Origin of the sequence: Lentzea sp. NPDC051208 (genome assembly GCF_040682435.1) — a bacterium.
Classification (GTDB): domain Bacteria; phylum Actinomycetota; class Actinomycetes; order Mycobacteriales; family Pseudonocardiaceae; genus Lentzea; species Lentzea kristufekii.
Window position 1 is genome coordinate 324,061 of the sequence record NZ_JBFBAW010000006.1, and the last position, 20,449, is coordinate 344,509.

A 20,449-nucleotide genomic window follows, 5' to 3' on the forward strand; every position below is an offset into this window, starting at 1 on the left:
CCTCCACTATGACCTGTTCGGCGGCGCCGCGCGGGTGTGGATGCGTTCTCCCTGCTTGCCGAACAGGCTGATGATCTCGGCGGGCCTGCCGTCCGCGCTGCTGAAGCTGTGCGGCTGCCGGCAGTCGAACTCGGCCACCTCGCCCGCGCGCAGCACGATCTCCTTGTCGCCGAGCCGCATCCGGATCCGCCCGCTCAGCACGTAGAACCACTCGTAGCCCTCGTGCACGCGCGGTTCGTGCAGCTCCGAGTCCGTGATGATCATCTTCCACGCCTGCAGCGGCCCGATCGAGCGGGTCAGCGGGATGCCGACGCGGCCGTGGTCGAGCTGGCGCGGCTTCATCGCGACGCGCGGATCGCCCACCTCGGGCGCGCCGACCAGGTCGTCCAGCGACACCTGGTAGGTCCGCGACAACGGCAGCAGCAGCTCCAGCGTCGGCTTGCGCTGGTCGGTCTCCAGGCGCGACAGCGTCGACTTCGAGATGCCCGTCATCTCGGACAACGTCGCCAGCGTCAGGTCGTGCTCGGCTCGCAGCGCGGCGAGCCGTTGCCCCACGGTTGTTGCCATAACAGCAACTTACTTTGCCAAAACCGGACTGTCGACCGCACTCTCGAAGCATGACGACGTACGAAGTGGTGATCATCGGTGGGGGAGCGGCCGGGCTGAGCGCCGCTCTGATGCTGACCAGGGCGCGCCGCAGCGTGCTCGTGGTCGACGGTGCCGAACCGCGCAACGCGCCGGCTGCGCACATGCACAACTACCTCTCTCGCGACGGGTTCTCGCCGTTGGAACTGCTCAAGCACGGACGGGCCGAGGTCGAGGGCTACGGCGGAGAGATCGTCAACGACGAGGTTCGCGGCGTCACGGCGCTCGACGACGGGTTCGCGGTCGACCTGAGCGAGCGCACGGTGCGCGCCAAGCGCTTGCTGTTCGCGACCGGCATGGTCGACGAGGTGCCGGACAACCTGCGCGAGCGCTGGGGCCGGGACGTCTTCGGCTGCCCGTACTGCCACGGCTACGAGGTCCGCGACCAGAAGCTCGTGGTGTTCGGCGAGGAGATGAAGGTCGCGCTGGTCCGGCAGTGGTCGGACGACGTCACCCACGTGCCGTCGGTCGACGGCATCGAGGTCGAGGACGACCGGCTGGTCGCCGTGATCTCCGGCGGCGAGCGGGTACCGGCCGACGCGCTCGTGTACTCAGCACCGGTCAAACCGCGTGACGAGTTCCTGCTGGCGTTGGGCGCCGAGACCGAGGAGACGATGGCCGGCCCGTTCGTGCGCACGGACGCGAAGGGCCGCACGAGCGTGCCCGGCGTCTACGCGGCCGGCAACGTCACGGACCCGACGGCCATCGTGATCGTCGCCGCCGCCCAGGGCGCCCAGGCGGCCGGGATGATCAACGTAGACCTGCTGGGCCTCATGCCGGCAGGCTGATCCGGAACGTCGACCCCTCGCCGAGAGTGCTCGTCACCGACACCGCGCCGCCGTGCGCCTCCACGAGGTGACGCGTGATCGCGAGGCCGAGCCCGCTGCCGCCGGTCCGGCGGCTGCGGGACTTGTCCGCCCGCCAGAACCTGTCGAACACGTGCGGCACGTCGTCCGACGCGATGCCGGTACCGGTGTCCGTGACCTCCAGGACCGCCCTGTCCTGCTCTCGGAACAGCTTCACGACGACCTCGCCGCCCGGCGGGGTGTAGCGCACGGCGTTCGCGACGAGGTTGCCGAGCGCCTGCCGCAGCCGCACCGGGTCCGCGGTGATGTGCACCGGTGTGGTCTCGGCGCGCAGCAGGATCTCGCGGTTCTGCTGCGCGTTGACGACCTGGTCCACGACGTCGTCGAGTGCGATCGGCTCGGGGTGCAGCCGGAGCGTGCCCGCGTCGGCCTGGGCCAGGTCGTGCAGGTCGTCCACGAGTCGTTGCAGCAGAAGGGATTCCTCCAGCAGCATGTCGATCAGGTGCGGATCCGGCTCGGCCAGCCCGTCCTGGGTCGCCTCCAGCCAGCCGGTGATGTTGCCCAGCGGTGTGCGCAGCTCGTGCGCGACGTCGCTGACCATCGCCTGCCGCTGGCGTTCGGTCTCGGCGAGCTTCTCCGACATCGCGTTGAACGACCGCGCGAGTTCGCCGATCTCACCCGAGCCGCCGTCCACCCGAGCCGTCCGATCGCCTTCGGCAGTGCGTTTCGTGGCGGCGGTGAGGGCTCGGATCGGCCGCACGAGCTGCGTGGCGGTGAGCCACGAGGCGAACCCGGCCAGGGCGAGAATCCCCAGCGCCACCAGCGTGATCCGGGTGGCGCCGGTCGTCGAGAGATCGATCGCCATCGGCTCGTCGCCGGCCGGTGAGGTGAGGAACAGCTGCGCCGGCGCCGCGACGTGCGGCCTGAGCTGTTCGCGCCGCGAGCTGTCCATGCACGCCACCACCTCCGGCGGCGCGCTGTCCACGGTCGTGATCTCCCAGTCGAAGGTGGTGGGAGTGAGCGACTTGCCGTAGTTCCTGCCGCTCCAGCCTCGCTGGTCGAGGCACTTCGAGAACAGCGCCTGGAGCTGCCCGTACGCGGCCTTCTCCGTCACCGTGAGCGTGTAGAGGCGATTGCCGACCGGGCAGTCCTCCCAGATCGAGAGCTCGCCGGGCCCGAGGTCGGGCAGCCGCGGCCGGCCGTTGGGTGCTTCCACGAGCGTGATCCTGTTGTTGCACCCGAGGAGCTGGTCCGCATAGGCGTGCAGCGTGCGGTACTCCTCGTCGTTGAGCTTGAACGGCCCCACCGCCCTGGGGTCGATCTTTCCGTTGACGTTCAACGGGTCGACCAGTGCCTTGGGGGTGATGGGCAGTTGCGGCGCGTTCTCCCCGCCGGAGTCGACCAGCGTCGTGCCGTTGCCGTCGGTCAGCGCGATCCGGCGGCCGTACTTCTGCGCGATGCCGTCCACATCGGACTTCGCACCCGTCCAGTCCTTGTGCGTGGCCGCGTAGCGCACCAGCTCGTCGAAGATCTGTGCGTCCGTCTCCAGCACGTCGCCCTGCTCCTGCCGGATCGCACCCGTCGTCGCCTGCGACGCGAGCCACGCCGTGACGGCGATCGAGCAGGCCGCGATCACCAGGGAGAACAGGAAGAACCGGACCAGCAGGCTTTTCATCTGAAGTTCTCCAAGGAGACCTTGTCCTTCAGAACGAGGAGGAATCGGGCCTCTGCGGAGCAGGGCGGGAACGGCCGTGTCACCGTCGGGGCTATATGGCGTCCACGACCCGGTCGTACAGGGACACATGGTGGCCGGGTGATTCGTGAACGGTGAACGTGCCGGCGAAGCGGGCTTTTCGCTACCGCTTCCATCCGAGCGAGGCGCAGGCGGCGGAGTTGTCGCGCACGTTCGGATGTGTCCGCAAGGTCTGCAACTTGGCGTTGCAGGCCCGTGAGGACGCGTGGACGCTGCGTGGGCAGCGGGTCGGTTACGAGGCCACGTCGGCGTTGCTGACCGTGTGGAAGCGCACCGAGGAGCTGGCGTTTCTGGCCGAGGTGTCGTCTGTGCCGCTGCAGCAAACGCTGCGGCATCTGCAGACCGCGTTCACGAACTTCTTTGCCAGGCGTGCGCGGTTCCCGCGGTTCAAGTCGCGGAAAAGGTCGCGCGCTTCGGCGGAGTACACGCGGTCGGCGTTCCGCTGGCGTGACGGTGCGCTGACGCTGGCCAAGATGGCCGAGCCGCTGGACATCCGCTGGTCCCGGCCACTGCCCGAGGGCGCGGTGCCGTCGACGGTGACGGTGTCGCGGGACCCGGCCGGGCGCTGGTTCGTGTCCCTGCTGTGCGAGGACCCCGGTGTGCGGCCGTTGCCGGCTACCGATTCGGTGGTGGGCATCGATGTCGGCCTCGATCACTTGCTGGTCCTGTCGACCGGGGAGAAGATCGGCAACCCCCGGCATGAGCGGCGGGACCGCACGGCACTGGCCAGGGCCCAGCGGGCGTTGTGCCGTAAGCAGAAGGGCAGCGGCAACCGGGCCAAGGCCCGCGTCAAGGTCGCCCGTGTCCATGCTCGGATCGCTGATCGGCGTTCCGATTTCCTGTACAAGATCACTGCTCGGCTCGTGCGTGAAACCCAAACGCTCGTGATCGAGGACCTGGCCGTGTCGAACATGGTCGGCAACCGGCGCCTGGCCCGTGCGATCAGTGACGCGGGCTGGCGGCAGTTCCGGCAACTGCTGCAGTACAAGGCGAACTGGTACGGGCGGGACGTGATCGCAGTTGATCGCTGGTTCCCATCGTCCAAGCTGTGCTCGGCCTGCGGCGCGCTCGCGGCGGCGATGCCGCTGGGTGTGCGCACGTGGGCCTGTGTCTGCGGTGTGACCCATGACCGGGACGTGAACGCGGCACGCAACATCCTGGCCGCCGGGCTGGCGGTGACAGTCTGTGGAGCCGGTGTAAGACCTCAACGGAATCCTCCGGGCGGGCAGTCGGCGACGAAGCAGAAAGCCTTGCGGCGCGAGCCGTAGGAATCTCCCTCGTTCAGGAGGGGGAGGAAAGTCAAACGAGCTTGTACCCGATGCCGTAGACGGTGAGAAGTCGTTCCGGCCGGCGTGAGTCCTGCTCGATCTTGCGGCGCAGTTTCATCATGTGCACGTCGACCGTGCGGGCGGTGATGAACCCGTCCTCCAGCAGCTGCTCGCGCGTGAACACCCGTTGCGGCTGCGCGGCCATCTTGGCCAGCAACCGGAACTCGGCGGGCGTGAGGCTCACCAACTCGTCCCTGATGCGCACTTCGTGCCGGATCGGGTCGACGGTCAGATCGCCGACCTTGAGCACCGTGGCGTTCGTCGCGCGCGCACGCCCGGTGCGCCGCAGGATCGTCCGCACCCGCGCGACCATCTGTCGTGGCCGGAACGGCTTGGTGATGTAGTCGTCGGCGCCCAGGTCGAACCCGAGCAGCACGTCGTCCTCGGTGGACCGCGCGGTGAGCAGCACGATCGGCACGTCCGACTCGGCCCGGACGGCGCGCAGCACGTCGATGCCGTCGACCAGCGGCATCATCACGTCGAGCACCAGCAGGTCTGGATTGCGGCGCCGGGTCTCGTCGATCGCCGCCCGTCCGTCGTGCACGACCACCACGGAATGCCCGTCGTGCTCCAAATACCGGCGGACGAGTTCGGCCTGGTGGACGTTGTCCTCCGCGACGAGGATGTGGGCGCACACGGTCCGAAGTATGCAGGCCTTCACGACAGTCAAGCGGGACGTAAACAGGTTCTTCATCAGTTCCGTCGAGCGTTGCCGTCATGAGGGTGCATCTGGCTCTGGCGGCGGTCGCGCTGACCGCGATCCTGCTGACGACGACGCAGCTGGCAGGCGAGACGTCCCCCGCGGCCGCTCCGACCACGCCGATCACGTCAGCCGTCACGCTCGTCGAGGTCCCGTCTTCGCCGGCACCGCCTCCGCCGCGCGTCTACGCGTCCAGCTCCGAGTTGCCCGACGGCCCGGAGTTCCCGGTGGCCGGCGCCGGCACGTTCCACGTGGTCCCCGGCTCGGGCCCGGTCGTGGGTACCGGCCCGTTGCGGACCTACGCCGTGGAGATCGAGAACGGCATCACCGTCGACGAACAGGCATTCGCGGCGTTCGTGGACGCCACACTCGCCGACCCGCGTGGCTGGACGGCCCGTGGCGCGCGCTCGGTGCAACGCGTCTCCGGTGCCGCGTCGGTGCGTGTGCGGCTGACGTCCCAGCAGACTGCCCGCAGCGTCTGCGGCTTCGAGATCCCGGTCGACGTCTCGTGCCGTGACGGCAACCTCGTGTTCCTCAGTGCCGCCCGCTGGTTCCGCGGCGCCGTCGCCTTCCTCCCGGACCTGGACTCGTACCGCGCGTACATGGTCAACCACGAGGTCGGCCACGCGTTCGGACAGGGCCACCAGCCGTGTGGCGTCGCCGGTGGGCCCGCGCCGGTGATGATGCAGCAGACGTTCAGCGTGTCCAACGACGAGATCGTCAGCATCACCAACGGTGTGCCCCAGGGCGCGGTCATCCCGCAGGACGGGAAGGTGTGCACGCCGAACGGGTGGCCGTATCCATGACCGCGGTCGTCGGCTCACTCGTGGTTGATGTCCGGCTCCATAGCCTTGACGGAATGGACGTGGACACGAGGCTGCTGAGATATTTCGCCGCCATCGCCGAGGAGGGCAACCTCACGCGCGCTGCCCACCGGCTCTTCGTGTCACAACCATCACTGACAAAACAGCTCAAGCACCTCGAGTCGCAGCTGGGCGTGCGGCTGTTCACGCGGTCCAGCACCGGGATGAGGCTGACGGAGGCGGGCCGCGCCCTCGCCGCACGCGTCCCGCCGGTCCTCGCGGACTGGGACGCGGCGGTGAGCGAGACCAGGAGCGCCGCCCGCGTGCTGCGCGTCGGTTTCCTGGCCAGCGCGGCGAACGACGCGACACCGGCCATCGTCAGGGCGTTCGGGAAGCTCCGGCCGGGCTGGCGGGTCGATCTGAAGCAGGCGCCCTGGTCGGATCCTTCCGCGGGTCTCGCCGGCGCGGAGGTGCCCGTCGCGTTGCTGCGATCACCCTTCCCGGGCGAGGAGACGTTCGGCGTGCGGACGTTGTTCAGCGAATCCCGTTGCGTGGCACTGCCTTCCACGCACCCGCTGGCCGGCCGCGCCTCGATCGACTTCCGCGAACTGTGGGACGACCCGGTCATCGTCGCCCCCGCCCTGAAGGGAACCTGGCGCGAGCACTGGCTGGCGTTGTCCGAAAGGGACGGTCGTGAGGTCCGCGTCGGTGCCGTGACCGAACACCCCGACGAGTTCCTCGGCGCGATCGCGGGCGGCTGCGGCATCGCACTCGTTCCGGCGTCCACGTCCCACTTCTACTCGCGGCCGGGCATCGTCTACGTGCCCGTGAGAGGCGTGAGCCCCAGCGAAGTGGCCGTGGCGTGGCTGCCGGACCCCGGCGAGGCCGCCGTCGACTTCGTCCGCTGCTGCCTCGACGTCACGCGCTCTCGGCGCACCGGCTGCGGCACTCGCTCGGGCTGAACCCGTGCACGCGCTTGAACGCGGCACTGAACCCGAACGCGTCCGCGTACCCGACCTTGCGCGCCACCGACGCCACCGTCGCCGACGACTCGGCCAGCAGATCCGCCGCCAGCGCCATCCGCCACTCCGTGAGGTACGTCAGCGGCGGCACCCCGACCAGCTTCGCGAACCTGCCAGCCAGCGTCGTCCGCGCCACCCCGGCCTCCTTGGCCAGCAGGGCGAGCGTCCAGGCCCGTTCAGGACTCGCGTGCATCGCCTCGAGAACGGGCCCGACCACCACGTCGGCCTGGGCCCCCAGCCACCCGTCGCCGTGCTCGCGGTCGAACCACTCCTTGAGCGCGCACACCATCAGCCAGTCCAGCAACCGATCCGCCACCACACTGGGCCCGTCCACCCCGATGGTGGCGTAGAACTCCGCGCACCCGTCCTGGCCCGGCGCCACCAGTGCGTCGGGCAACACCGCCGTGAGCCGGCGCGCCACGGCCCCCGTGACCTCGTACGTCCCGCTCACCACCGACGCACGCCCCTGCGCCGCAACGGACTCCTGCACCACCAGCACGTCCCCGGCCTTGGCGGTCTCCCCGCGCACGCTGATCTCACCCGACGCCACCGCGTACAACGTGAGCCCCGGCAACACCTGTGTTCCGTCGATCTCGGTCCGGCGCACCCCAGCGCCATCCGCGCGCACCCCGCGCAGCAGTTCGTCGAACGGCTTCATGCCCACCACGATACGGCCCGAACGATCGAACATCGTCGATGAACTCTCACCCATGTTTTCTCCCGGACCGCGCGGGTTGGCTGAGAACATGACTGAAGAGATCCTGGTCCTGGGCGCGACCGGCAAGACGGGCCGCCGCGTGGTCCGCACCCTCGAAGCCGCCGGCGCCACCCTCCGCAAGGCCTCCCGCGCGACCGGCTTCGACTGGAACGACCAGGCGACCTGGAAGCCGTTCCTGCACGGCGCCACCGCCGCCTACGTGATCGCCCCGGAAGACCCGGCCGCCGCGCACCAGTTCGTGGAACTGGCCGCAGCCGCAGGCCTCCGCCGCCTGGTCCTGCTCTCAGGCCGCGGCCTCGACAAGACCCCACCGGACGTCTTCAGGAGCATGCACGCCGCCGAGAAGGCGGTCCGCGCGAGCGACCTCGACTGGACCATCCTGCGTGCCAACAACTTCAACCAGAACTTCTCCGAGGAGATCTGGCAGCCGGAAATCGAGGCGGGCCGCCTCTCCCTGCCCGTCGACGACACCCCGGAACCGTTCGTGGACGTCCAGGACATCGCCGAGGTAGCCGCCCTGACCCTCACCACCGACGGCCACCAGGGCCAGACCTACGACCTCACCGGCCCGGAAGGAGTCACCTTCACCGAAGCCGTGTCCAAGATCGCGACAGCCACCGCCCGACCGATCGAACTGGTCAAGCTGACCCCGGCCGAGTACCGCGAAGCCCTGCTGGCCCAAGGAGCCCCGGAAGAGGTGGCCACCGAACTGAATGGCATGTTCGAGGCCATGCGCAAGGGCCACTTGGCCACCCCGACGGACGACATCGCCCGCCTCCTGAACCGCCCGGCCACCAGCTTCGACACCTACGTCGCGGAAACCTGGCGCTGACGAGGCAACAACAAGTGCACGGCAAACCCAGCCGCCGTGGCCATCACCGCCTGGTAGACGACCGAGCCCTGGTACTCGCCCCCGACGAGGAACGCGGCGTCCAGCCCGGTCGTCCACCAGCCGGCCAGCTCACCGAGCCCCACCACGTGCCACCCGAAGAACCCGGCACACCACCCGCCGACCACCCAGGCCGCCCGCCCGCCCCGCCGCACGAAGAGGAACGTCGACACCGCGGCCACGGCGTTGAAGGCGAGAGCGATGCCGGTAAGCGTCGCGTCGGGGTCCCACAGCAGGGTTGCCGCCGTTTGCACCACGAGCACGCCGATGACCAGCCCAATGCCCAACCGCGTCTTGTCCACGGCCCGGATTATTCCGGGTGGCCCGAAACCTTCGATCAGAGGTCGGGCATGCCGGGAAAGATACCGGGAATCGCTGTCGGCTGAGAAAACGTTACTCCTCGTGGCAGTGGCCCGTCGGCGCGATCATGCTGGACGTGTCGGCGTGGCCTGGAGATTCCCAAGTTGACCTTGTCTTCGTTCTCACACGTCGCACTTTGGGGGAACACCCGGATGCCTGCCTCTTGACCGATTTTGGCTACAGAAAGTGAGATCGTTGGTCGGCTCACGAGGGGCGGTTGTTGCCCGAGTGGGCAGTGATGTCGCGCTATAGGAGAATTTTGCTTGCAGTCTGTATGGAAGCTGTAACGTTCGACGTGTCCTTCTGCGACCTAGCAACTGCGATGTGGCAAGATGAACAAGCACATTGGGAGGACGCATGAGCCAGAGGGACACCCCGGTCGTCCATCAGAGGCGGCTCCGAGCGGAATTGCGCAGGCTGCGTGAGGACAAGTTGTTCACCCAGAAGTACGTCGCTGAGCAGCTCGAGTGGTCCGTCTCCAAGATAATCAGGGTCGAGAACGGGTCGTCGAATATCGGGAGCACCGATCTCAAAGCCCTGCTTGAGCTGTACGACGTCACTGATTCCGATCGGGTGAATGAATTGCTGGCCGAAGCACGTGCCAGTCGCCAGAGCGTGTGGTGGACGCGCCACCGGCCATACATCGATCCTCAGTTCTATTTCTTCATCGGAATAGAAGCCTCTGTGGAACGCATTCGGCAGTACCAGGCGCTGGCAATGCCCGGCCTGCTGCAGACGCGGAGCTACACGCAAGCGCTCGCCTTGGCCGTGGAAACGGACGAGACCGAAATTCAGCGCGGCGTGGACATCCGGATGAAGCGTCAGGGGATCGTGGTCGCGGATGGTCCTGAGCTGCACTTCATCATCGACGAGGCGGTGCTGCGGAGGTATGTCGACCAGGTCGATGTGATGATCGAGCAGTGGGAGGCGATCCTTGAGAAGGCGGAGCTCCCGAACGTCACGGTGCAGGTGCTGCGGCTCGGTCCGCACGTGAAGACGGCGCACCGGGGCTTGAGGGGGTCTTTCTCGCTCCTCAAGCTCCCTGATGATGACGCCGAGGTGCTCGTGCTTGAAGAGCCGTTGCGTGATGTCATGATCCGCGACGACCAGCAGGACATCGAGAAGTATGACGAGGCGTTCGACATTCTGCGTGGGCTGGCGCTCGACAAGAAGGAGTCGATCGCGTTCATAAGGAATCTGATCGTGCAGGCGCGAGATGCTGAATTAACCGCAGAGGCGGTGTAAATGAATTTGTGCTGATCCGGCGTGCGTGGACGCGGCCCGATCGGGGTAATCGGGTTGGTCTGAAAGGTTAGGGGCGCGAACGAGCTTCGTGTCCAGTTCTGGTGTTTCTGTCCATCGATCGGCGGTGCTGGCCGATGGGGTCGCCGGGCTACCTTCGGAAGGGACGCGATGCTGTTCGGCGTCCGTTGTGAGGGGGCTGGTATGAAGAGAGCAAGCCGAGCCTGCGTTGTTCAGGTGGACGGCGACGGTGGTACGTGGATCAAGAGTTCGGCGAGCGGACCCAAAACCAACAGCCAATCCTGCGTGGAATTCTCGACGAGGGCGAACGGTGTCGTACTGGTCAGAACGTCGCGTGATCGTGAGGGCGGGCGATTGCGCTTCGGAGGGCCTTCATGGGCGTTGTTCCTCGCCGACGTCAAGAGCCTCTGAGCGGGTGAGTGGCGGCTGATGCGGGTGCCAGAGCCGTCCGGCGAGGTCCACAACCAGGTGGACTCCTCGTCGGTGGGACCGGTCGTGCAAGTAGGTGCCGTCCACGGCTCGATCACGATGGTGTCGAGGGTGGAAGCGCTGCCGCGGCAAGTCCGGCAGTTGCCCGCGCCGCCGCGCGTTCTCGTGGGCCGCGACCGGGAGCTAAGCCTGCTCACCGAGTCGCTCGAGCGGATGTCGGCGCGCGGGGACGTGCCGGTGATCGTGATCGAGGGCGCCGCAGGCATGGGCAAGTCGTCACTCGCCCTGAGGTGGGCGCACGACCAGGCGCAGGACTTCGGCGACGGGCAGTTGTTCGCAGACCTGAACGGAAACAATGGCACGCACGCGTTGACCGCGTTGCACGGATTCCTCGGAGCGCTCGGTGTGGAGCCAGGCGCGTTGCCGCAGGACCTGGGGACCGCCGCCGCGATGTACCGCAGCGTCCTGGCGCAGCGCGCGGTGCTCGTCGTGCTCGACGACGTCGCGAGCATCGACCAGATCCTCCCGTTCGTGCCTGGCACGGCCACCAGTGCCGTGCTAGCCACCAGCCGCATCCGCCTGACCGGGCCGGACGCGCGCGACTTCGCGGCGATCCACCTCGGCGAGCTGGCCCGCGAGGAGGCCACGCGGCTCCTGCGGACGTATGTCGGGGAAGGCGCCGGCGACGAGGAGAGCATCAAGGCGCTGGCGGGCAGGTGCGCGGGTTTGCCGCTCGCGCTGGCGATCGTGGCCGCGCGCGTCGCGGAGGAACTCGACCTGCCGGGCCTGGTCGCCGAGTTCGACGACGCGGACGATGAGCTCGAGGTATTCGACTCCGCCGACGGTGCCAACAAGCTGCGCGCGGTGTTGACGTGGGCGTACGCCTCGCTGCCGGAGGAGGATGCGCGGGTGCTCCGGATGCTGGGGACGTCCGTCGCGGACGAGCTGACGGCGGCGTCGGTGGCGAGCCTGCTGGCGGTCCGCGGCACGGCGGCCGCCCGGTACCTGAGGCGGCTGACGTCGAGGAACCTCCTCGACCAGCGCGGCCGGTCGAGGTTCCACCTCCATCCGCTCGTCCGTGCGTACGCACGTCAGATGTGTGCCGACACCGACGAACCAGGAGACGTTGTGAACGCCGCACGCAGACTCGTCGACTTCTACACCCACAGCGCCTGCGCGGCCGACCGCCTGCTCTACCCGAACCGCGCGGTCGTCACGCTCGCCGCGCCGGTTGAGGGCAGCGAGCCCGTGGAGTTCGACGGCGAGGAGGAGGCGGTCCACTGGTTCGGCTCGGAGTACCGGGAGCTTCGCTCGGCGCTGGACGAGGCGGTGCGCAGGAAGTGGCACGAGCAGGCCTGGCACCTGGCCCGTGCGCTGGACACTTACCACTACCGCAGCGGCAGGCTCGCCGAGAACGTCGAGACGTCCCGCGTCGGCGTCATTGCGGCGAGCGAGCTCGGGGAGGACTCCCTGACCGCCATCGCCCTGCGGCAGTTAGGTCGCGCCTACACGAGAGCGGACGCGTTCGACGAGGCGTCCCAGTGCCTGCTGCGCGCGCTGGCGTTGATCGAGCAGGAGGGCGACGACACGGAACTTGGGCATGTGCACCACGACCTGGGCCGGTTGGCCGCCCGTTCCGGCGACCACGAGGGCGCGCTGCACCACTCGGCCACCGCTCTGACCCACTACCGCGCCGCGCGCAACGCGGTAGGGGAGTCGCACGCGTTGAACTCCCTCGGACGAGCCCAGAGCGAGCTGGGCGACCACGCCGCCGCGGTTCGTTCGTGCGCCGAAGCCCTTGCCCTGTCCGAAGAACTCGGCAACCGCAGCGGCCAGGTGGTCGCCACCGACAACCTCGGCGTCGTTCTCCAGCGCACCGGCGCGCTCGACGAGGCCATCACCCGCTTCACCACCGCACAGCGGCTGGCGGTGGAACAGGAAAACCACTTCTTCGCCGCGGACGTCACCGAACGCCTCGGCCTGGCTCTCGCCGCACGGGGCGACGTGGAGGCCGAGGAGGTTCTCCGGCAGGCCCGCGACCTGTTCACCGCCCAGTACCGCCAGACCGAGGCCCAGCGGTGCGAGGAGGCACTGGGCCGCTAACGCCGCCCCCGCGTCTCGGCGATCGCACTCTTCCAGTACCGGTCGCCGATCCGGCCCCACAGGTCGAGGAATGGGGGCCACGTGCGACCGCGTTCCGCGACCCGTGACCGCAGTTCCGGGTCGGGGCAGTGGCGTTCCATGGCCTCGATGTCGTAGGCGGACAACCGGCGCTGCTTGCGCTCGCTGACCACCGTAAGCCAGTCGCACTCGTCGACCATGAGCTGGAGGTTCACCTTGGCGAACAGCGCACGTGCCTTGGCGATCTCGTCCTGCGCGCTCGAGAGGCCCTTGCGCACGGCGAGCCGGGCGAGGAGCAGGTGTCCACGGCCGACGAGCGCGGTGAAGGCCTCCGCCTGCCGGACGCGGGACCTGAGGTTCCGCAGCATCTCGTGCAGCAGCGCCGAGGCGTCACCCCTGCCCGTGAAGATCGCGACCTCGGCCTGCAGGAGCATCGCCTCGTAGTATGGATGACGCCGGCCGTCCGGGAACCCCCTGGCCGCCTCGGCGCTGAGCTGCTCCGCCTCCTCGAGCGCCTGTTCGTCGTCCTGGAACCTGAACTGCGCCAGGCGGACCTCCGCCAGCGCGATCATGGCCAGGGACTTGCCGTCGCTCTTGGATTCCTGGAAGTCGGTCATCGACCGTTCGGCGTACGCGTTGGCGCGCTTGAGGTTGTCGAGCCGCTCGTCGTGCGACGCGCACTCGGCGTCCCGGCGGACGAGGATCCTGGCGAGACACCGCTTCGCGTGCGCGACCAGGTTGTTGTCCTCCGCGTCCAAGGCCAGCGTGAGCGCCAGCTCCACGGTGGACTGCGCTTTTTCCGGTTCGTGATCACAGCACAGCAGGAACGCCCGGCCGAAGATGAGGTAGGTGGCCTTCGCGACGTTGTCGAGGTCGTCCTGTTCCACTGTGGGCAGGCAGATCGCCGTGACCTGGCGGAGCAGCTCGAGATCGGCGGCCCACTGAGCGATCAGGGCGATCTTCTTGAACGTGTCCACGAGCTCGCCGGAATGGGTCACGCCCTCGGCGCGGGCATGTTTGACCCACGCCTTGGCGAGGTTGTGCGCGTGCGCTTTGGAAGGGTCGGCGTGCCGCAGCTCCTCGGCGAGGGTTTCCTTGGAGGACACGGAGTTCTCCGCCCGCTCCTCCGGCTCCTGCCGGTTCCGCGCCACTCGCTCGGAGTGGTCGTACACGTTGTTCACCCGCTCCTCGACGGTGGTGATGCCCACGCCGGTGACGTGGTCGAAGTGCGTGTTCTCGAGGATGCGCAGGATCGTCGGGCTGTCCTCGGCCGTGATGCCGGGAGGGAGCACGGGGATCACTGGGCATCCAGGAGCCAGGCCGTGGTCGTACAACCGCTGGACCAGCAGGCGGATCTCCCACTGCCCACCCAGGTGCGACGCCGACGGCTCCTCGGGGTCGAGCTCGAACAGTTCGATGAGGTCGGGCGTCACCACGCAGATGACGGCCTGCGCGTTCTCGATCTTCCTCGCCATCCACAGCGCCAGACTCGCCTGGTTGGACGTCTTGAGGACGCTGTCGAAGATGACTTTGAACCCTCGCCGCTTGAGCTCGAGGGCGAGCAGGGGCACGACCACGCGACTGAGGTCGTCCCGCACCCAGACGATGAAAACTTCGCGTTTGAGCTTGCGCCGCACCTGGGCCTCCGTGGTGCCAGCTATCAGACTGCAACATTGCAATCCGGAGCAGCTGGTTCTAGTGAGGCAACTCTAGCAAGTAGTTGATCGGCAGCTATTGGAGGTCAGCCACGGCGTGGGCGTGTCCCCAGTCGTTTCTGGGCAAAGAAAAACCACCCCTGACGGCCGCGTGACCGTCGGAGGTGGCTGTGAGGCGCCCCTGGCAGGATTCGAACCTGCGACCTCGGGATTAGAAGTCCCTCGCTCTCTCCACTGAGCTACAGAGGCTGGAGGGGTGCGAAAGTGGCCACGAAGCGTGGCCACCGGTGCCCCCACCGGACACATCGTCCGAAGTCGATCGACTGTTTCGCCCCTACGTCCAAACGGGTGACGAAAACTGTCTAAACGTGATAGGGATCACGTTCGAGGGGCCGTTGAGGCTCTCTCCACGAGGGAAACGTCGAGTCTCGTCGGCCGTGGCGGTCTTCCGCCGGCCAGTAATTTCAGCGCCAGTTCGCCGGCTCGGCGGCCCTTGTCGGCCAGGGGTTGACGCACGGTAGTCAGCGGTGGGTCGCTGTAGGCCGCTTCGGGGACGTCGTCGAAGCCGACGACCGAAATGTCTCCTGGGACGGTCAACGTCAGGTCGCGGGCCGCTTGGAGGGCGCCGAAGGCCAGTTGGTCCGACGCGCACAGCAGAGCGCTCGGGCGCGGCGTGCGGGTGAGTAGCCACCGCGCGCCGAGACGTCCGAGTTCGCGATCACTGCCGCGCGCCTCCCACACCGGAACATTGTCCGGTTCCACCCCGCCTTTTGCCAAAGTGTCGAGGTAGCCGCCCAGGCGGTCCCGGCTCACTCGGAACGGCACGTCCGAACGGCGCTCGTGTGAGACCGGGCCGGATGCTCCGTCCGGGTGCAGGGCGAACGTCAGGATGCCGAACCTGAGGTGTCCCAGTGCGAGGAGGTGCGCTGCGGCCGCGCACGTGCCGGTGTAGTCCTGCACCTCGACGCGTGCCGAGCCTGGCAGTGCCGGCTGGTCGATCACCACGAGCGGCAGGCCGCGGGCGGCGACGGCGTCGAAGGCCGGGGCGGAGTCGGGTAGTGAGTAGGCGACCATCACGTCTGCCTGTGCGCGCGACACGATCGATGGGCGTGGACCGCCCGTGGCGTCGCCTGGCATCAGCACGAGGCTGTGGTCGTGGCCGTCGACGGTGGAGGCCAGGCCGTCGAGCACGATCGACAGCGCCGGGTCCGAGAACGCGCCGGACAGGCCCTGCGGCAGCATGAAACCCACGGCGGCGGACGACCGGGTCGCCAGTGAGCGGGCCACCGGGTCGGGGCCCGCGTAGCCGAGGGAACGCGCTGTTTCGAGGATGCGTTCGCGCAGCGTCGACGACAGCTGATCAGGCCTGTTGTACGCGTTCGACACCGTTGCCCTGGAGACCCCGACGGCTGCGGCGACGGTGTCCAGCGTCGGCCTGCGTCGGCGGTCGGAGTCCACGGACGCATCGTATGCGAGAGATCGCACCCCCATCGCTGGCGCTGCTGAAGCGCTTCAGTCATGCTGGAACGCATGTCCCCACGCCTGGCCACGTTCGTCGTCTTCCTCTTGAACGGTGCTGTCTTCGGCACTTGGGCCTCCCGTGTGCCCGCGCTCGCCGAGCAGGTCGGCGCGGAGGTGGGCAGCCTCGGCCTGGCGTTGCTCGGGGCGAGCGCCGGGCTGGCGTTCACGGCGCCGTTGGCGGCACGGATCTGCGCGGTCTACGGGTCGCGTGGGGTTCTGATAGCAAGCAGCCTCCTCAGTCCGTTGCTTCTGCCCGTGCTCGCGCTATCGCAGTCACCGCTGCAGTTCGGACTGACGCTCGTCGCGCTCGGAGCGAGCGTCGCGGCGATGGACGTGTCGATGAACGTCGCTGCGGTCGTCGTCGTCCGCGCCTTGCAGCGGCCGCTGATGCCGCAGTTCCACGCGGGTTTCAGCGTGGGCGGGCTCATCGGGTCGTTGGGCAGCGCCGCCGCCGCTCAGGCGCACTGGACGCCCATGAAGCACTTCCTCCTCGCGGCGTTCGTCGGCGTGCTGGTGACTGCGCTCATCGCGAAGGACATCCCCGGAGGAGTAGGGGAGCGTCATAGGGAAGAAGTCACCGAACGCGCGAACGTGCTCAAGAGCCCGGTCCTCTGGCTGTTGGCGAGCGTCGCGCTGTGCAGCGCCATCGCGGAGGGGGCGGCGGCGGACTGGTCGGCGTTGTTCATGGTGCGTGAGCGCGGCATGGGTGACGCGGCAGGCGCATACGCCTATGCGGGCTTCTCGGTCACGATGGCGCTCTCACGGTGGTTCGGCGAACCGATCCAACGACGCCTGGGTCCGCACCGCCTGCTCGCCGCCGGTGGAGGTCTGGCGGCGACGGGGCTGGCGCTCGCGGTGGTCGTCCCGTTCCCGGCGGCCGGCTACGCCGGGTTCGGCCTGGCCGGACTGGGGCTCGCGTTCTCGTTCCCCGTCGTCATGGACCTCGCGAGCGATATCGGCAAACGTGCGGACGGCAGCGGTGGCGAGCGTGAGCTCGGGCTGGTGACGACGATCGCCTACACGGGGTTCCTCGCGGGGCCGCCGATCGTGGGTGGGCTCGCGCACGTCAGTTCTCTCGTGGTCTCACTCGGATTCGTGGCGCTCGTCACGGCGCTGATCATCCCGACGACCCTGCTGGCCCGGCGGGCGGCTAGGCAGGCGGCATCCGTTTGAGCGCTTCCACGCTGAGCGGCTCGAGCGCTTTGGTGGCCTTGTTCTCGGTCGCGTCGCCGCCCATGCCGACGGCGACCATCAACGACTCGGTGCGCGTCACGGCGATGGTGGCGCTGCAGACCATGTCCTTGTCCGCGGCCGGCTTGCTGCAGTTGAGCCAGGTGGCGTGCTTGGAGGTCTCCACCTCGCGGCCCTTCTCCTGCGACTTCTTCGACTCTTCGAACGACCGGTAGGGGACCGCCACCAGCACGTACGGGCCCTCGTTGAGCGTGTAGAGGCACGAGTTCTGCACCTCCGTGCGCGGCACGGGCTTGAACTTGAGCGTGCCGAGGGGCTTGAGGTCCTTCTCCGTCACCAGGGCGCACGGGTCGACGCCGGCGGTCTTGCGCGGCGTCGCGATGGAAAGCGGCGGAAGCGGTGCCGCGATGGGTTCTCCCTGGATGGAGTACGTGCAACCGGTCAATGGAAGCAGCACGAGCAGGAGAGGGAGAGAACGTCTCACACGGCGCAACACTAGAGGGTCGTAGGCTCCTGGGCGTGGCAATCGAACGCTCCACCAGAACGGGTTTGGTGCCCCTCGTCATCATCGGCTTCGCGGTGGCGGCCCTCGCGGCCGTCGCGCTGAGCTCGTTCGAGAGCAACCCTCCAGCCGGGGTGCAGATCGTGCGAGTGCTGACCGAGACGGGTGCGGTGGTGACCATCGGCTCGTTGTTGCTGGCGGCGTTCCTCGTGCCACCGCAGGAGTCCGGCACTCTCGCAGCGGACGGTTACGCCGCGATGCGCACCGCCGGGTGGTTCGCGCTCGTGTGGCTCGTGGGCGCACTGCTGTCGGTGCCGTTCACCACAGCGGCGGCGATCGACCGTCCGGTGAGCTCGTTCAGCTTCAGCCAGATGATCGCGACGGCGATGCTGCTGGAGCAGTCGAAGGCCTGGCTCCTGACGGCGATCATCGTGGCGTTGCTCGCACTGGGCTGCCGTCTGGTGCTGTCGTGGGGATGGACGACGGTCCTGCTGTTCGGTGCCATCTTCGCGTTGGTCCCGGTCGCGGTCACGGGACACTCGTCGTCCGGCGGCTCGCACGACATGGCGACCAACAGCCTGTTGTTCCACCTCGTCGCCGCGGTGCTGTGGGTGGGCGGCTTGATCGCGTTGCTCGCGCACGGCAGGCGTGGCGGCGCGCACCTCCCTCTCGCCGCGACGAGGTTCTCGAAGATCGCGCTGGTCTGCTGGATCGTGATGGCCGTCTCGGGCGTCGTGAACGCGCTGGTGCGCATCACGCCGGCCGACCTCGTCACGTCCACCTACGGCTGGCTGACGCTCGGCAAACTGGCGTGCCTGGTGCTGCTCGGCGTGTTCGGCTACTTCCAGCGCGAACGCGGTGTCAAGGGCGTGGTCGACGGCAAGCCGCACGCGTTGCTCAAGCTCGCGGGCCTCGAGGTCCTGCTGATGATGTTCACCATCGGCCTGGCCGTGGCGCTGGCCCGCACGCCTCCTCCCGGAGGCAGCACCGAACTGCCCAGCCGCACGGAGATCGCGATCGGCTACGACCTCGACGGCCCGCCGACGCTCGCGGCCATCCTGTTCGACTGGCGCTTCGACCTGGTCTTCGGCACCGCGGCGCTGGCTCTCGCGCTGCTCTACGTCCTGGGCGTGCGCAGGCTGACCAAGCGCGGCGACAAGTGGCCGGTGGGCCGCACCGTCGCGTGGCTGTGCGGGTGCTTCTCGCTGCTGTTCGCGACGTCCTCGGGCATGGGCCGGTACTCGCCGGCGATGTTCAGCGTGCACATGGAAGCGCACATGGTGCTGTCCATGCTGACGCCGATCCTGTTCGTCCTGGGTGGTCCGGTCACGCTGGCGTTGCGCGCGTTGCCGGTCAGCAAGGAGGTGCCGGGGCCGCGCGAATGGCTGCTGGCCTTCGTGCACTCACCGGTCGCACGGCTGCTGACGAACCCCTTCGTGGCGCTGGCCTTGTTCGTCGGCTCCTTCTACGCCCTGTACTTCTCGGGGCTCTTCGAGGCCGCGCTGCCGTTCCACTGGGCGCACCTCGCGATGAACGCGCACTTCATCCTCGCGGGCTACGTCTTCTACTGGCCGGTGATCGGCGTCGACCCGTCACCGAACAAGCTGCCGCCGCTCGGCCGGTTGGGGCTGCTGTTCGCGTCGATCCCGTTCCACGCGTTCTTCGGCGTCGTGCTGATGAGCTCCGCGAACGTCATCGGCGAGCAGTTCTACCGTGGCCTCGCGCTGCCGTGGGTGCAGAACCTGCTGGAGGACCAGCGGCTCGGCGGCGGCATCGCGTGGGCGGCGGGCGAGATCCCGTTGCTGGTGGTCATGGTCGCCCTGCTCACGCAGTGGGCGCGGCAGGACGGCCGTGACGCGAAGCGGTACGACCGCAAGGCCGACTCCGATGGAGACGCCGACCTCGAGGCCTACAACGCGATGCTGAAGAAGATGGCGGGCAAGGACTAGACCGACAGCGGGCGGCGGAATCCGCGGACCGCGAAGAACGCGCCGATCGCCGCGATCGCGCCGCTCGTGACCAGTGCGCCGAGCACGCCCGTGACGGGGTGGGCGAGCGCCAGGCTGCGGGCGGCGTCGACCGCGTAGGTCAGCGGGTTGACCTTCGCGATCGCCTGGAGCCAGCCCGGCAGGCCGCTGACCGGCACGAACGCGCTGGACGCGAACATCAGCGGGAACATCGCCAGGAAGCCGACGGTCTGCATGAGCTCTGCCTTGCGCACCCACGCGGCGATCGCGATGAACACCCAGCTCAGCGCCCATCCGACGACCAGCGCCAGGCCCAGCGCGGCGAGGGTGCCGAGCATGCCGCCGTCCGGCCGGAACCCGAACACCAGGATGCCGAACGCGATCATCAGCACCAGCTGGAACGCCGTGCGGACGGCGTCGGACAGGTTGCGCGCCAACAGAACCGTGCTCGGGCGGATGGGCAGCGAACGGAACCGTGCGAGCACACCGTTCGACATGTCCTGCACGAGCCCGATGCCGGATGCGAGAGAGGACTGCATCGCGGTGTTCACGAGGATCGCGGGCAGCAGGTAGTTGATGTAGCTCATGCCCGGCGGGAAGTTCGCCGTGGACGTGATGCTGCCGAAGATCTGGCTGAACAGCGTCAGCATGATCAACGGCTGCAGGATGCTGAAGAAGACGAGAGCGGGCGTGCGCAGCAGTGCGCGCAGAGAACGGCCAGTCAGTACGAGGACTTGTGTCGGGTAGCTGCTGCCGTGCCAGGTCAAGGTCGCCAT

General features: G+C 68.3%; 19 protein-coding genes and 1 tRNA gene. 10 read left to right on the forward strand and 10 right to left on the reverse strand.

Features of this window, described 5'->3' with window-relative positions; translation table 11 throughout:
• Positions 1–6: 6 nt before the first annotated feature.
• Entirely contained in the window at positions 7–567 is a 561-nt protein-coding gene (locus tag AB0M48_RS17105) for a helix-turn-helix domain-containing protein (RefSeq protein ID WP_266037804.1), read from the reverse strand.
• Between the two features lie 50 nt (positions 568–617).
• Here AB0M48_RS17105 and AB0M48_RS17110 point away from each other — a divergent pair, with 50 nt between their 5' ends.
• Positions 618–1,433 (forward strand): NAD(P)/FAD-dependent oxidoreductase, encoded by an 816-nt coding sequence (locus AB0M48_RS17110; protein ID WP_363842300.1) that lies wholly within the window; start codon positions 618–620, stop codon positions 1,431–1,433.
• Here AB0M48_RS17110 and AB0M48_RS17115 read toward each other — a convergent pair.
• Positions 1,417–3,126: a HAMP domain-containing sensor histidine kinase gene (locus AB0M48_RS17115; protein ID WP_363842303.1), complete on the reverse strand. Its 1,710-nt coding sequence runs from the start codon at positions 3,124–3,126 to the stop codon at positions 1,417–1,419. The two genes, AB0M48_RS17110 and AB0M48_RS17115, sit on opposite strands and share 17 nt — an antisense overlap.
• Before the next feature lie 158 nt (positions 3,127–3,284).
• Here AB0M48_RS17115 and AB0M48_RS17120 point away from each other — a divergent pair, with 158 nt between their 5' ends.
• Entirely contained in the window at positions 3,285–4,472 is a 1,188-nt protein-coding gene (locus tag AB0M48_RS17120) for a transposase (RefSeq protein ID WP_363842729.1), read from the forward strand.
• Positions 4,473–4,503: 31 nt separating this feature from the next.
• Here AB0M48_RS17120 and AB0M48_RS17125 read toward each other — a convergent pair whose 3' ends face one another.
• On the reverse strand, positions 4,504–5,169 hold the full coding sequence (locus AB0M48_RS17125; RefSeq protein ID WP_363842306.1) for a response regulator transcription factor: 666 nt from the start codon (positions 5,167–5,169) through the stop codon (positions 4,504–4,506).
• Between the two features lie 80 nt (positions 5,170–5,249).
• On the opposite strand from AB0M48_RS17125, the gene AB0M48_RS17130 reads away from it, so the two are divergent.
• A complete protein-coding gene (locus AB0M48_RS17130; RefSeq protein ID WP_363842309.1) occupies positions 5,250–6,038 on the forward strand; it encodes a DUF3152 domain-containing protein in 789 nt (262 codons plus the stop codon).
• A 53-nt stretch (positions 6,039–6,091) separates the two neighbouring features.
• Positions 6,092–6,997 carry a LysR family transcriptional regulator gene (locus AB0M48_RS17135; RefSeq protein WP_363842312.1) on the forward strand — a complete coding sequence of 302 codons (906 nt, stop codon included), beginning with the start codon at positions 6,092–6,094 and terminating at the stop codon, positions 6,995–6,997.
• Here the strand turns inward: AB0M48_RS17135 and AB0M48_RS17140 are convergent.
• Positions 6,954–7,715 carry an AraC family transcriptional regulator gene (locus AB0M48_RS17140; RefSeq protein WP_363842315.1) on the reverse strand — a complete coding sequence of 254 codons (762 nt, stop codon included), beginning with the start codon at positions 7,713–7,715 and terminating at the stop codon, positions 6,954–6,956. The genes AB0M48_RS17135 and AB0M48_RS17140 overlap by 44 nt on opposite strands.
• 88 nt (positions 7,716–7,803) lie before the next feature.
• Between AB0M48_RS17140 and AB0M48_RS17145 the strand changes: the two genes are divergently transcribed.
• A complete protein-coding gene (locus AB0M48_RS17145; RefSeq protein WP_363842318.1) occupies positions 7,804–8,607 on the forward strand; it encodes an NAD(P)H-binding protein in 804 nt (267 codons plus the stop codon).
• Here the strand turns inward: AB0M48_RS17145 and AB0M48_RS17150 are convergent.
• The gene (locus AB0M48_RS17150; RefSeq protein WP_363842321.1) at positions 8,583–8,966 is read right to left on the reverse strand and encodes a hypothetical protein; all 384 of its coding nucleotides are present in this window, start codon (positions 8,964–8,966) and stop codon (positions 8,583–8,585) included. The two genes, AB0M48_RS17145 and AB0M48_RS17150, sit on opposite strands and share 25 nt — an antisense overlap.
• 415 nt (positions 8,967–9,381) lie before the next feature.
• Between AB0M48_RS17150 and AB0M48_RS17155 the strand changes: the two genes are divergently transcribed.
• From AB0M48_RS17155 to AB0M48_RS17165, 3 genes are all read left to right on the forward strand, one after another.
• Positions 9,382–10,269: a helix-turn-helix transcriptional regulator gene (locus AB0M48_RS17155; protein WP_363842324.1), complete on the forward strand. Its 888-nt coding sequence runs from the start codon at positions 9,382–9,384 to the stop codon at positions 10,267–10,269.
• Positions 10,270–10,470: 201 nt separating this feature from the next.
• The gene (locus AB0M48_RS17160) at positions 10,471–10,698 is read left to right on the forward strand and encodes a DUF397 domain-containing protein (protein ID WP_363842327.1); all 228 of its coding nucleotides are present in this window, start codon (positions 10,471–10,473) and stop codon (positions 10,696–10,698) included.
• Positions 10,699–10,716: 18 nt separating this feature from the next.
• Entirely contained in the window at positions 10,717–12,819 is a 2,103-nt protein-coding gene (locus tag AB0M48_RS17165; RefSeq protein WP_363842330.1) for an NB-ARC domain-containing protein, read from the forward strand.
• Here the strand turns inward: AB0M48_RS17165 and AB0M48_RS17170 are convergent.
• The 3 genes from AB0M48_RS17170 to AB0M48_RS17180 form a co-directional block, all read right to left on the reverse strand.
• Complete coding sequence (locus AB0M48_RS17170) at positions 12,816–14,474, reverse strand: hypothetical protein (protein ID WP_363842333.1); 1,659 nt, start codon at positions 14,472–14,474, stop codon at positions 12,816–12,818. The two genes, AB0M48_RS17165 and AB0M48_RS17170, sit on opposite strands and share 4 nt — an antisense overlap.
• A 194-nt stretch (positions 14,475–14,668) precedes the next feature.
• Positions 14,669–14,741 (reverse strand) — tRNA-Arg (locus AB0M48_RS17175).
• Between the two features lie 129 nt (positions 14,742–14,870).
• Positions 14,871–15,950: a LacI family DNA-binding transcriptional regulator gene (locus AB0M48_RS17180; protein WP_363842336.1), complete on the reverse strand. Its 1,080-nt coding sequence runs from the start codon at positions 15,948–15,950 to the stop codon at positions 14,871–14,873.
• Between the two features lie 72 nt (positions 15,951–16,022).
• Between AB0M48_RS17180 and AB0M48_RS17185 the strand changes: the two genes are divergently transcribed.
• Positions 16,023–17,186 carry an MFS transporter gene (locus AB0M48_RS17185; protein ID WP_363842339.1) on the forward strand — a complete coding sequence of 388 codons (1,164 nt, stop codon included), beginning with the start codon at positions 16,023–16,025 and terminating at the stop codon, positions 17,184–17,186.
• On the opposite strand, the gene AB0M48_RS17190 is transcribed toward AB0M48_RS17185, so the two are convergent.
• A complete protein-coding gene (locus AB0M48_RS17190; protein WP_363842342.1) occupies positions 17,164–17,661 on the reverse strand; it encodes a hypothetical protein in 498 nt (165 codons plus the stop codon). The genes AB0M48_RS17185 and AB0M48_RS17190 overlap by 23 nt on opposite strands.
• Positions 17,662–17,723: 62 nt before the next feature.
• Here AB0M48_RS17190 and AB0M48_RS17195 point away from each other — a divergent pair, with 62 nt between their 5' ends.
• A complete protein-coding gene (locus AB0M48_RS17195) occupies positions 17,724–19,655 on the forward strand; it encodes a cytochrome c oxidase assembly protein (RefSeq protein WP_363842345.1) in 1,932 nt (643 codons plus the stop codon).
• Here AB0M48_RS17195 and AB0M48_RS17200 read toward each other — a convergent pair.
• Positions 19,652–20,449, reverse strand: a complete 798-nt coding sequence (locus tag AB0M48_RS17200; protein ID WP_363842348.1) for an ABC transporter permease — start codon at positions 20,447–20,449, stop codon at positions 19,652–19,654. The two genes, AB0M48_RS17195 and AB0M48_RS17200, sit on opposite strands and share 4 nt — an antisense overlap.

Coding starts and splice junctions, on each gene's coding strand:
- AB0M48_RS17155 (WP_363842324.1), top strand. CDS start 9,382: ATGAGCCAGAGGGACACCCCGGTCGTCCATCAGAGGCGGCTCCGAGCG.
- AB0M48_RS17110 (WP_363842300.1), top strand. CDS start 618: ATGACGACGTACGAAGTGGTGATCATCGGTGGGGGAGCGGCCGGGCTG.
- AB0M48_RS17140 (WP_363842315.1), bottom strand. CDS start 7,715: ATGAAGCCGTTCGACGAACTGCTGCGCGGGGTGCGCGCGGATGGCGCT.
- AB0M48_RS17165 (WP_363842330.1), top strand. CDS start 10,717: ATGCGGGTGCCAGAGCCGTCCGGCGAGGTCCACAACCAGGTGGACTCC.
- AB0M48_RS17130 (WP_363842309.1), top strand. CDS start 5,250: ATGAGGGTGCATCTGGCTCTGGCGGCGGTCGCGCTGACCGCGATCCTG.
- AB0M48_RS17135 (WP_363842312.1), top strand. CDS start 6,092: ATGGACGTGGACACGAGGCTGCTGAGATATTTCGCCGCCATCGCCGAG.
- AB0M48_RS17115 (WP_363842303.1), bottom strand. CDS start 3,126: ATGAAAAGCCTGCTGGTCCGGTTCTTCCTGTTCTCCCTGGTGATCGCG.
- AB0M48_RS17200 (WP_363842348.1), bottom strand. CDS start 20,449: ATGGCGACCTTGACCTGGCACGGCAGCAGCTACCCGACACAAGTCCTC.
- AB0M48_RS17105 (WP_266037804.1), bottom strand. CDS start 567: ATGGCAACAACCGTGGGGCAACGGCTCGCCGCGCTGCGAGCCGAGCAC.
- AB0M48_RS17160 (WP_363842327.1), top strand. CDS start 10,471: ATGAAGAGAGCAAGCCGAGCCTGCGTTGTTCAGGTGGACGGCGACGGT.
- AB0M48_RS17185 (WP_363842339.1), top strand. CDS start 16,023: ATGTCCCCACGCCTGGCCACGTTCGTCGTCTTCCTCTTGAACGGTGCT.
- AB0M48_RS17145 (WP_363842318.1), top strand. CDS start 7,804: ATGACTGAAGAGATCCTGGTCCTGGGCGCGACCGGCAAGACGGGCCGC.